The organism is Leptotrichia sp. oral taxon 847 (assembly GCF_001553645.1).
GTDB lineage: Bacteria > Fusobacteriota > Fusobacteriia > Fusobacteriales > Leptotrichiaceae > Leptotrichia.
In genome coordinates, this window is the sequence record NZ_CP014231.1 from 1 (window position 1) to 12,234 (window position 12,234).

General features: G+C 27.6%; 10 protein-coding genes. 9 read left to right on the plus strand and 1 reads right to left on the minus strand.

Annotation, left to right across the window (positions count from 1 at the left end; all coding sequences use genetic code 11):
* The first annotated feature begins 214 nt into the window (after positions 1 to 214).
* The 7 genes from AXF11_RS10355 (at position 215) to AXF11_RS10975 (ending at position 7,062) form a co-directional block, all read left to right on the plus strand.
* Positions 215 to 1,480, plus strand: coding sequence for a DUF4116 domain-containing protein (locus tag AXF11_RS10355; protein WP_082729347.1), 1,266 nt, complete (start codon positions 215 to 217; stop codon positions 1,478 to 1,480).
* A gap of 13 nt (positions 1,481 to 1,493) precedes the next feature.
* Complete coding sequence (locus tag AXF11_RS00010; protein WP_068153924.1) at positions 1,494 to 1,868, plus strand: conjugal transfer protein TraD; 375 nt, start codon at positions 1,494 to 1,496, stop codon at positions 1,866 to 1,868.
* Between the two features lie 402 nt (positions 1,869 to 2,270).
* On the plus strand, positions 2,271 to 3,527 hold the full coding sequence (locus tag AXF11_RS00015; RefSeq protein WP_197416829.1) for a DUF4116 domain-containing protein: 1,257 nt from the start codon (positions 2,271 to 2,273) through the stop codon (positions 3,525 to 3,527).
* A 45-nt stretch (positions 3,528 to 3,572) separates the two neighbouring features.
* Positions 3,573 to 4,349, plus strand: coding sequence for a transglycosylase SLT domain-containing protein (locus tag AXF11_RS00020; RefSeq protein ID WP_068153926.1), 777 nt, complete (start codon positions 3,573 to 3,575; stop codon positions 4,347 to 4,349).
* Positions 4,350 to 4,411: 62 nt separating this feature from the next.
* A complete protein-coding gene (locus AXF11_RS00025) occupies positions 4,412 to 4,966 on the plus strand; it encodes a C40 family peptidase (RefSeq protein ID WP_068153927.1) in 555 nt (184 codons plus the stop codon).
* Between the two features lie 43 nt (positions 4,967 to 5,009).
* Positions 5,010 to 6,074 (plus strand): DNA topoisomerase, encoded by a 1,065-nt coding sequence (locus AXF11_RS10970; protein WP_068153928.1) that lies wholly within the window; start codon positions 5,010 to 5,012, stop codon positions 6,072 to 6,074.
* A 34-nt stretch (positions 6,075 to 6,108) separates the two neighbouring features.
* Positions 6,109 to 7,062 (plus strand): DNA topoisomerase, encoded by a 954-nt coding sequence (locus tag AXF11_RS10975; protein ID WP_068153929.1) that lies wholly within the window; start codon positions 6,109 to 6,111, stop codon positions 7,060 to 7,062.
* Positions 7,063 to 7,460: 398 nt separating this feature from the next.
* On the opposite strand, the gene AXF11_RS00040 is transcribed toward AXF11_RS10975, so the two are convergent.
* On the minus strand, positions 7,461 to 7,718 hold the full coding sequence (locus tag AXF11_RS00040) for a SemiSWEET family transporter (protein WP_068153930.1): 258 nt from the start codon (positions 7,716 to 7,718) through the stop codon (positions 7,461 to 7,463).
* A gap of 858 nt (positions 7,719 to 8,576) precedes the next feature.
* Here AXF11_RS00040 and AXF11_RS00045 point away from each other — a divergent pair.
* Positions 8,577 to 10,304 carry an ABC transporter ATP-binding protein gene (locus AXF11_RS00045; protein ID WP_068158057.1) on the plus strand — a complete coding sequence of 576 codons (1,728 nt, stop codon included), beginning with the start codon at positions 8,577 to 8,579 and terminating at the stop codon, positions 10,302 to 10,304.
* Complete coding sequence (locus tag AXF11_RS00050; RefSeq protein ID WP_068153931.1) at positions 10,304 to 12,199, plus strand: ABC transporter ATP-binding protein; 1,896 nt, start codon at positions 10,304 to 10,306, stop codon at positions 12,197 to 12,199. The genes AXF11_RS00045 and AXF11_RS00050 overlap by 1 nt, the downstream gene beginning before the upstream one ends.
* Positions 12,200 to 12,234: the final 35 nt, after the last annotated feature.

Below are 12,234 nucleotides of genomic sequence, written 5' to 3' on the forward strand. Positions count from 1 at the left end.
TATTTTTTTGTTGATATAGAGCATTTAAAAAGGTCATTTTTCTTAAAAATGAAATTTTTTTATAAAATATAAAAATAGGAGATATTGTTATCAATATACAATTTGATGAGAAAACTTTGCCGTGATATTTGAAAAATGATATTAAAGCCTGGGTTAATAGAAATAAAGAAAATAAATTAATTTGGGATTGGAATCCAGATAGGAGTTGGAATTGATGAAAGAAAAAATAAATTTTGAAATTATAGATAAAAAATTAAATAAATATAAAGATGTAAAACTTAATCAGACTTTGCTAAAACAATTGAGAGAAGATTTGGTGTTAAAATGGACTTATAACAGTAATGCAATTGAAGGAAGTACATTTTCATTGGCTGAAACAAAAGTACTTTTGGAAGACGGAATAACTGTTGGTGGAAAGTCAATGAAAGAGCATTTGGAAGTTATTGGGCATTCAGAAGCAATTTATTATGTAGAAGATTTGGTAAAAAATAATACAAAATTATCTGAAAGAGAAATTAAAAATATTCATAGTCTAGTAACAAAAGGAATTGAAAATATAAATTCTGGGCAATATAGAACAGTTCCTGTTTATATAAGTGGAGCAGAACATATTCCACCACAACCATATATGGTAAGACCTGAAATGGAAAAACTGATGTCCTGGTATGAAAAAAATAATGAATTACATCCAATTGAAAAGGCTTCAATTTTACACGGAGAATTTGTAAAAACGCATCCGTTTGTTGACGGAAATGGAAGGACAGCCAGGTTACTTTTAAATTTGGAACTTATGAAAAATGGGTATCCACCGATAATTATTACAAAAGAAGATAGAACTAAGTATTATAGCACTTTAGAAAAAGGATCATTGACTGGAGATTGGAGTGAATTTACAAAATTTGTGAAAGAAAAATGTGAGCAAAGGATCGAATTTATAAATTCATTTAAGGAACAGGAAATTAATCCCCAAAATAAAAATTTACAAAATAAAGAAGAAAAACAACAACTTTTATTATCGGTCTCAAAAAACGGAATGCTTTTAAAAAGTCTTTCTGATAAATTTAAAGATGACAAAGAAGTCGTACTGCAAGCAGTAAAAAATAATGCCTTTGCTTTAGAATTTGCAAGCGATAGACTGAAAAATGATAAGGAAGTTGTAACAACAGCAGTTAAAAAAAATCCTCTGGTGCTTGTTTACTCTAACTTGAAAATGGATAAAGAATTTGTGAAAGAGCTATCTAAAGAGCATTCAAAAGTGTTGATGTACGCTGATAAAGAAGTAAAAAAAGAGATTGAAGCAGAAGAAAAAGATATAGATAGTGATTTAGATGGGCTTACAGATAAGGAAGAAATTTTACTTGGAACAAATGTGTATGTCCGTGATACTGACGGAGATGGCAAGACTGATAAGGAAGAAAAAATAAAAGGCAAAGATCCAAAAATTTCTGAAAAGGATGATAAAGAACGCTCTTTATTTTAAAAAGGATTAAATTATGGATAATAAAGAAAAAGAAATCTTGAAAAAAATAGATGAATTTAATAAACAAATTGAAGAGTGTAATAATGAAATTGAGAAAAGTAAAAAGAAAATAATATCTTTAAAACAAAAATATAGAAATCAATCAAACAAAAGTAGAAGAGAAAGAGCAAGACATCTAATCTTGGTTGGTGCGTTATTAGAAATCGCAGGAATAGATGAAGAAGATCCTGCAACTTTATTAGGATATTTTCTACAATATAAATATTCATCTGAAATAGATTTAGATAAATACCAGTTTCAGGGTTTTGAAGTTATGAAAAAACGAAATGAAGAAAAAGAAAAAAAAAGATTGCAAAGGAAATTAATGAAAAATAAGAATTCAAGATAAAAATCTAATAATTAGCATTAATAGTAGGATACAGAAAAAATGTTATAAAAATAAAAATAATACTTGAAAAAAATCAAAAAATTTAGTATAATATTGTCGACAAGTAGGAGTGTTTTACTCTTGGTTCGCACTATCCCATTGTTCAATGGATAAAAGTGTTGCTTTTAGCAGTTTTTAGGCAGACCTGACACAGGTGGTTTGTATGAACTCTTTTTTAAAAGGGTTTTTTTGGTAAGTTTTTACCCGTCAAATATGTGTTAAAACTGCAATATTTGAATAAAAGAAATCCAAATATATATTTTAAGACTAGATTTATTAAAAATCAGTCTTTTTTTTTGTAAATTTTTTAATATTATTATTGCAGGCTGAATGCCTGTATTTTTTTTAGAAAGAGAGGAAAATATGAGTAAAAATAATGAAAATGAAATTCAAGAAATTATAAAATGGTGGGGTGCCCATAGTCAAAAAATAATTAATATTGAAAGTAAAAATCATAGTTTTGATTTGAAAATTTTAAAAACTAGGCTACCACATTTATTAGGGCTACATTATATGAAAGAAGAACCTGAAAAGGTGACAGGAATTGAATTGATGAAAGAAATATATAATAAAAATTTAAAAAATAAAGATATTTTTAAAAGTATAAAAGAGAATCAAAATGATTTTATATTATTTAAAGTTAAAAATAGAGTTTTTAATTTTAAAAATTTTATGGAAAATTTAGAAAATGCAGAAATTGTGAAAAATACTTCTCAAAATATGCCTGAAATTAAACATTTTATCATTCTTCCACATAAAAATAATAAATATTTTATGTTGGGAGTAGGAAATAACGGAAAGGAAGACTATGTGGGTACATTTATTTTAGACAATGATAGATATTTCAAAGGAAGCAAAATAGAAAAAATAGAAAAAATATATAGATATAAAAATTCAAAAAGTAAGGATAAAATAGCATTTTCTTTCGACAATGAAAAATTGGAAAGTGAAAGAAATAAAATTTTAAAAAAAGTTAGACAAGATGGATGGGAACTGAAAAAACTAGATATTGGATATTCAAATGACAAAAAAATTGTAACAGAGGCTGTAAAACAGGATGGAATGGTATTATCAATTGTAAATAGTAATTTTCAAAAAGATAAGGAAACTGTTTTAAATGCAGTTAAAAATAATGGCTTGGCACTAAAATTTGCAAGTAAAGACATTAAAAGTAATAAAGAAACTGTGATGGAAGCAGTAAAACAAAATTTATCAGCACTACAATATGCAGGTGATAAATTGAAAAATGATAAAGAGTTTATTACTCAAATTATAGAAAAAAATCCAAATGAGTTTGTTTTACAATATGTTGGAGAAAATTTGAGAAATAATAAAGATATAGCCTTAAATTCTGTTAAAAACAACGGAATGCAACTAGCTTTTGTGAGTGATGATTTAAAAAAAGACAGGGAAGTCGTATTGGAAGCGGTAAAAGAAAATGGACTAGCATTAGAGTTTGCTGACGAAAATTTAAAAAAAGATGGACAAATTTTATTTGAAGCAGTAATTCAAAATCCTGAAGCAGTTGAATTTTCAAATATTAGGAAAAAAATTTTTAAAGTAGAAAATCAGGAGAATGATAAAGAAATAAAGAAAAATGAAAAAGATTTTGTTAAATAAAATTGAGGAATTAAATAAAAAGATAGCTTGGAAAGGTGTGAGAAAATGAAAAAAATAGTAATTTTATTAATCGTATTAGAATCTTTAATTATTGTCGGGGAAGGAGTAAAAAAGATTGGATTTGGAGAACAAAATTATAAAAGAGAAATTGGATTTGAAAAGCAAAGAAAAAAAGAAATTGAAATTCAAAAGGCGGAAGAATTAAAAACACAGCAATTATCTAAAGAAAATCAAGATAAAAATGAATATGTGCAAGAAAATACAAACGTAACAGATAATCAAATGTTTGAGGATGATACAGCATTTGTTTCTTCATTTCCTAATGGGGTAAGAAAAACTAAAATTGTAAGAAATATTGAAAAACCACAGATAAAAATGGGGAATTCAAAGTCAAGATTAATTAACTATATACGAACACAAAATAGTAGAATATCTGAAAATGAAATAAAAAGGATATTAAGAGCAGTTTTTGGATACAGTAAGCAATATAATATTAATCCATATTTGGTACTTGCTGTGATGAATACAGAAAGTCATTTTAATCATTCGACAGTGTCAAGTGCAGGAGCAAGAGGACTTATGCAATTGATGTCATTTAACTTTAGAGAATTTGGAGTGGACAATTCTGTTGAAGGAAACATAAAAGGTGGGGTTATGCACTTGAAAAGGGATTATAATAAAACAAAAGATGTTGTAAAAACTTTGGTTTGTTATAACGCAGGATGTGGAAGATTATCAAATAATGAATGGACGAGAATAAAAGAAACCCGCGAATATATTCCAAAAGTAGTAAAATATTATAATAGAATAAGAAATTTATAAAATACTTTCCCACACGTGGGAAAGTATAAATAAAAAAATGAAAATAAATTTAGGAGGAATTTATGAAAAAAGAATATATATTAATAATGTTATTGTTGTCATCAGTATCTTATTCAACAGGAAAAATTAGTTTTTCTGAACAAAGAAAAATAGAAAGAAGTAAAAATATGGAAAAAGAACAATTAGATGTGACAAATAATCTGGAATTGAATACTAGGATAATTTCAAATAATAAACCAAATAGAGAAAGCATAATTAGAGAAAATATTATTAACTTTGCTAAAAGACAATTAGGAAAGCCATATTATTACGGAGCTTCAGGAAATCAAAGATTTGATTGCTCAAGTTTCACCCAGTATGTTTATCATAGTGTGGGAATAGATGTACCTAGAGTTGCAGCAGAACAGGCACAATTTAAAACAAAATTAACACAAGGGATAAAAAAGGGGGATTTACTGTTTTTTGAAACTTTAGGAAAAGGAAGAATATCGCATGTTGGAATTTATATTGGAAATAGAAAGTTTATACATGCCAGTTCAAAAGCTGGTAAAGTAACCGTGTCTGAATTTTCTGGATTTTATGCAAATACATTTAAATGGGCAGTATCAGTGTTGTAATAAATAAAAAAATTTTGAAAAATTAATATTTATTGGGGGAAATATGAAAAAATTAATTATAGCGGAAAAACCTAGTTTAGCGATGAATGTAGTAAAAGCGCTGGGGAAATTTAAAAAAAATGATGGATATTTCGAAAATAATAAATATATTGTGTCTTTTGCATTTGGGCATCTATTTGAAGCAAAAGATGTAAAAGATTATGTTGAAGTTCAGTCGTGGGATGAAATTGAGTTGCCTTTTGTTCCTAGATTTTCTTTTAAAATAAAAGATGACAGTGGAGTTCAAAAACAATTTAAGATATTAGAAAAATTGATTGAAAGGAATGATGTTGATGAAATTGTCAATTGTGGCGATGCAGATAGAGAAGGACAACTTATTATTGATTTAATTATAAAATATACAAAAACCACCAAAAGAATTAAAAGATTGTGGCTTCCGGAACAGACTGAAGAATCAATTAGATGGGCTATGAATAATTTAGAAGATAACAGAAAATTTAAAAACTTATATAATGAAGGTCTTTCAAGAGTTTGTGTAGATTGGCTTCTTGGAATTAATTTAACAGTTTTATTGACAGTTAAAGCTGGTAATTTATTTAAGGCAGGAAGAGTATTAATTCCTGTTGTTAAATATATTTACGATAGAGATATGAAAATTAAAAATTTTGTTAAACAAAAATATTACAATTTGGAATCTAACACAAATAATATTAAATTAAGTTTAAACACCAAATATAAAAAAAATGAATTAGAAAACGCATTAGAAAAAGGTAAGGAGTTAAACAATTTTAAAGCAGTTGTAAAAACTATAGAAAATAGACAAATAAAAAAAAATCCACCAAAACTGTTTTCATTATCAAAATTACAAAGTAAATTGTCGAAAGAATTTAAAATGAATTTTGATAAATCATTGAAAATTATACAAAATTTATATGAAAGAGGTTATTTGACTTACCCAAGAACAAATACGGAATATTTAGCAGTGAATGAAAAAAATAGAGTAAAAGATATTTTGAAAAGTTTGGAAAATGATGAGCTGGAATTTAAAGATACAGCTATCTTTAATGATTCAAAAATAGAAAGCCATAGTGCAATAACAAACAACTAAAATTCCTAATAATTTATCTGAAGATGAAGAAATCGTGTATAAAATTGTAAAAAATAGATTTATGGCTAATTTTGCTAAAGAAAATACGATAGTTAACCAAATTAAAATTACAATTTGTGTTGGAAGTGAGAAGTTTTTATTAAAAGGTGAAAACGTGGAAAAAGCAGGATTTTTAAAATTTGAAAAAATTATATTTAAAAATAAATTACCAAAATTAACTCAAGGACAAGAATTCGATGTTAATTTTGAACCAATTGAAAAATTTACAACACCATCTGCAAAAGTAACTGAAGAAACTTTATCAAATTACCTTAAAAATCCTTTTAATAAAGAAGAAAAACAAGAATTTGAAGACGATGATCAAGCCTATAAATTAATGCTTGAAGGAATTGAAATTGGAACAGAAGCAACTAGGACAGGAATCGTTCAAAAGGCAATAAAAATTGGATATATAAGTTTGAAAAAACAGACATTTTCTATTGAACCAAAGGGAATAAGGTTTATTGAATTACTTGATAAATTTAACATTGACTTGTACAAAGAAAAAAATGTTGAATTTTCAAAAATGTTAAAACAAGTTTATAATCAAAAGATGACTTATAAAGAAATGTTGAAAAAAACCGTTGAAGAGTTAGAAAAAATTGTTGAAGCAAGTAAAATCGTTGAAGTTGAAAATTTTGTTGTACAAAAAGAAGTTATTGGAAAATGCCCAAAGTGTGGTTCAGATATTTTTGAAAATAATAAGAGCTATTATTGCAGTAATTACAAAAATGGCTGTAAAATATCACTTTGGAAAGAAAGTGAATATTTTGATCAAAAAATTAAAATTAGTAAGGCAAATGCTAAAGAATTGTTTGCTGGAAATAAAATTGTTGTAAAATTGAAAAGTAAACAAGGTAAAGATTATAAAGTTTATTTTACTGGTAAATTAAATGGAGACTATTTTAACTTAGTGAAAGGGGAGTTTGTGAATAAAAGGAAAAAGTAAATACGATTCTTACTAAAATTCAGTCGAAAAAATAAAAATTAGAAGAAATTTTAAGTTCAAAACATTGTCTTACGCATGAAAAAATTAGCTTGCAAAGAAAAAAATCATAGTATAAAATCTAAAAAATAAAAAAATTAAAAATAAATATGGGGGCAAAATGGGGGCAATATAATTTAAAAACGCATATTTTATTAAAAAAACATATGTTTAAAATATCACAAACCTTTAAAAATAACATATGATTAAAGAAAATAACTATAATATCAAAGCGGCTGTGTATTTGCAGCACTAGATCAGGGGATTGATTTAAATGAATATAAATATTAAAAATAAAAAAAACTCATTAATAAACGACTGATAATCATTTTAATGAGTTTAATTTTTTTAAATTAAATTATTTAAAATGCTGTAACTGTTGCAAGAAATCCAAAAATAACTCCTGGTAAATTTGCTGCTGATAACGGATAATCTTTTTTTTCTTTTAAAAGTCCATAACTTGTCCAAATAGCACAGTTAACTGTTGCAGCTAATGGTTGTAAGAAAAATGTTTTATGTCCATGTAAATTTCCCATTATTTGCGGAACATAAGATACATACATTATTACAGAAAGTAATGTTCCAAGCCATCCTAAAATTTTTAGATTTTTTTCAGTCATTTTTCTTCCTTCTTTCTTTAACACTCTAGTTTTTTATTTTTTCTATAATTATATAATTATAAAATGTTGAATATTTATCTTTATATTTTTATTTATTCAATGATTATACTACTTTTTATTTAAAAATTCAAGTAAATTTTTACATTTTGACAGAGTAAAATAGTTAGGGGTAAATAAAAAATCTTATTTTAAGTTTTTCATTCAATCCAGAAAGTTACTAAAATAACAATTTTTTTCTATTCCTTTTTTAAGCAGAAGTGCTCATCGCCGCACCCCTGCACCCCGGCAAGGCTCAAGTCATTTTTATGCACTGCCAAAAAACTCGCTTACGGCGGGGCAGTTTTGTCAGCACATAAAAATGCTCCGACGGTTTAAATTTTACTATTATACAAAAGGTGTCGTGATTTTTTTGGAGTAAAGACGACTGTTTGAGCACGTTTAGTGCGAGTTTCGGCTTTGCTTCAAAAAAATGCTTAGACGAGCGTGGGGATTATAAGGGGAAATGGCGGTCCTTTCCCCTTATGTAAAAAAATAAAAAAATAATATTAAACAAAATAACATCTTGTAATCAAAAATAAGCTAAAAAATTTGAAATTAAAAAATCTGCCCCTAAAATTTTTAAATCATCTTTACATTTTTGGTAAAATTAAAATCAAAATTTTTCTAAATAAAAGAAAAAAATTATAAAAGTATAACTTAATTCAAAGTAATAATATGATATAATAGCAAAATAATAAAAAAATTTTTAAATATAAAATTTTAAATTTTAGCAATAAAGGTTGCTAGTTTTTTTTATTTTAAGAAAAAATTTTTTTGGAAAGAATAAAGATTAAAAAGAGTAATTTGAAAGGGGAAAAAATGATAAAAACGTTATTTTCACATATTGGTGAGTATAAAAAAAGTACTTTGATTTCACCAATTTTTATTGTGATAGAAGTTATTATGGAAATGCTTATACCAACTCTAATGGCTTATATTATAGATTATGGGCTAAATAGAGGGGATATGAGTTTTACTTTGAAAGTTGGTGGATGCACGCTGGTTATTGCGTTGATTTCTCTTACAGCTGGAATTTTGGCGGGGAAATATGCATCTTATGCTTCAGCAGGATTTGCTAAAAATTTAAGACGAGCGATGTTTAGTAAAATACAGCAATATTCGTTTACAAATATTGATAAGTTTTCCACAGCTGGACTTATCACAAGATTTACAACCGATGTAAATAATATTCAAATGTCGTTTCAACTATTGATAAGAGCGTTTTGTAGAGCTCCAGTTATGCTTGTTGTAGCAATGTTTATGTCATTTTTAATAAGTCCGAGATTATCCGTTATATTTTTGGTTGCAGTTCTATTTTTAAGTTGTATTTTAGCGTTTATAATGTTTGGAGTTCACCCATATTTTTCTCGTGCGATTAGAAAATACGATGATTTAAACATAAATTTGCAAGAAAACATAAGCGGGATTAGAGTTGTAAAATCTTTTATCAGGGAAAAATATGAAACGAATAAATTTAAAAAAGCTACAAAGGAATTAAAAGAATTAATGCTAAAAGGGGAGCGCATGATAGTATTCATCGCACCAGCAATGCAGCTTACCGTATTTTCGTGTATCTTATTGCTATCTTGGTTAGGGGCAAAAATGATAGTTGTGGGAGATTTGACAACAGGACAGCTGACAAGTCTTTTTGCATATACAACTAATATTTTGATGAGTTTATTAATGATTGCGATGGTTATGGTAAATGTTGTTTTGTCAAGAGAATCAGGAGAGCGAATAGCTCTTGTATTAAATGAAGAGCCAAGTATAAAAAATCCAAAAAATCCTGTAAAAGAAATTAAAAATGGGGATATTGAATTTAAGAACGTAAATTTTAGTTACAGTAACAACCCAAAAGTATTAAATTTGGAAAATATTAATTTGAAGATAAATTCTGGACAGACAATAGGAATAATTGGTGGGACAGGAAGCTCAAAATCAGCACTTGTTCAGCTTATTCCAAGACTTTATGATGTGATAAGCGGAGAAGTTCTGGTAAGCGAAGAAAATGTTAAAAATTATGATATAAAAATACTTCGTGATAATGTGGCGATGGTTTTACAAAAAAATGTCCTGTTTTCTGGAACTATAAAGGAAAATCTTCGATGGGGAAATAAAGATGCAACGGATAGTCAAATTGAGCACGTGTGTAAATTGGCACAGGCAGATGAATTTATTCAGAGATTTCCTGATAAATATGATACTTTTATAGAACGTGGCGGAACGAATGTTTCTGGTGGACAAAGACAAAGGCTTTGTATTGCAAGAGCACTACTTAAAAACCCAAAAATATTAATTCTAGATGATTCTACGAGTGCTGTTGACACAAAAACGGATAAACTCATAAGAAATGCATTTAAAAATGAAATTCCACATATTACCAAAATAATTATCGGACAAAGAATTTCATCGATAATTGACTCTGATAAAATTATAGTTATGGATGAAGGAAAAATTGTAAACTTTGGAACACACGAAGAATTACTTAAATCAAGTCAAATTTATAGAGAAATTTACGAATCACAGACAGAAGGGGGTGCAAAATAATGAAAAAAATGGAAAAAAGTTCAAAAAGATCTCAAATAAAAGGTTTACTTAGACTTTTAAAATACATGTACGAACACAATAAAATTCAGACTATATTAGTTTTTATGTTCATTTTGCTAAGCACTCTTGGAATGGTTCGTGGAACGATGTTTACAAAACAGCTGATGGATAATTTTATCGTGCCAAGTATAAAAAGATACAGGTTATATGGAAACATTGATTATTCGTTGCTTTTAAATATTATTTTTAAAATGGTTATTGTGTATGGCTTTGCAGTTATTTGTACATATATTTATCAGTTAATGATGGTTTACATAGCACAAGGAACACTAAAAAATTTGAGAGACGATGTGTTTGTCAATATGGAAACTCTTCCAATAAAATTTTTTGATACGAATGCACATGGGGATATTATGAGTGTTTATTCGACAGATATTGACACTTTGCGTGCAATGATGGTGGAAAGTTTGTCACAAATGATTTCATCAATTGTTACAATTGTTGGAGTTTTGATTTCTATGTTTATTTTAAATGTCCCTCTTACTTTTTTTGTTATTTTTATGATAATTGTAATGATTTTTACAACAAAAGTAATTTCTAAAAAAAGTTCAAAAAATTATGTCGCTCAGCAAAAAAATATTGGTGTTGTAAATGGATATGTCGAAGAAATGATAGAAGGATTGCGTGTTGTGAAAGTTTTTTCACACGAAGAAGAGGCAAATCAAAATTTTGAAAAATATAATGAGGAATTATTTGAAAGTGCAAATAAAGCGATGAAATATGCTAATATATTAGGACCTGCGGTAGGAAATTTAGGGAATATCAATTTTGTGTTAACTGCGGTTATAGGTTCAATCATTGTTTATAACAACATTGAAGGATTTACTCTTGGTGGACTGGTTTCGTTTTTACAGTTTATAAAAGTAATTAATCAGCCAGTTGCTCAAATTGCACAGCAGTTGACTTCAGTTATACTGGCAGCAGCTGGGTCACAAAGAGTATTTGACTTATTAGATCAGATTTCTGAAGAAGATAAAGGTTACGTAAAATTGGTAAATGCAAATATTGATGAAGATGCAAATATTACAGAAGTGGAAGAACATACTGGAAAATGGGCTTGGAAACATCCCCATTCGGATGGAACAGTAACTTATAAACAACTTTTAGGTGATGTTACCTTTGAAAATGTAACTTTTGGATATAATGAAAATAAAACGGTGCTTTATGATATAAATTTATTTGCAAAACCAGGACAGAAAATAGCTTTTGTTGGAGCAACAGGAGCAGGAAAAACAACAATTACAAATTTGATAAATAAGTTTTATGATATTAATTCTGGTAAAATCCGTTATGATGGAATAAATATAGATAAAATTCACAAATCAGATTTGCGAGCTTCACTTGGAATAGTTTTGCAAGATACAAATTTATTTTCTGGAACAGTTGCTGATAATATTAGATATGGTAAACTGGATGCGACAGATGAAGAGGTGAGAGCCGCTGCAAAATTAGCAAATGCGGATCATTTTATTACTCATCTTCCAAACGGTTATGATACAGTTTTAAGTGGAAATGGTGCAAGTCTTTCACAAGGGCAAAGGCAACTACTTTCAATAGCAAGAGCAGCAATAGCTGATCCACCAGTATTAATCTTAGATGAAGCAACTTCAAGCATTGACACAAGAACGGAAAAGATTGTTCAAGATGGAATGGATAAATTAATGATTGGAAGAACAGTATTTGTAATAGCACACAGACTATCAACAATAAAAAATTCAGATGTAATAATGGTCTTAGATCAAGGAAGAATTATTGAAAGAGGAAACCACGAAGAATTAATTGCACAAAGAGGAACTTATTATCAATTGTACACGGGCGGATTTGAAAATCAATAATTAATTTAAGTTAAATAGATTACAAAAGAAGAATT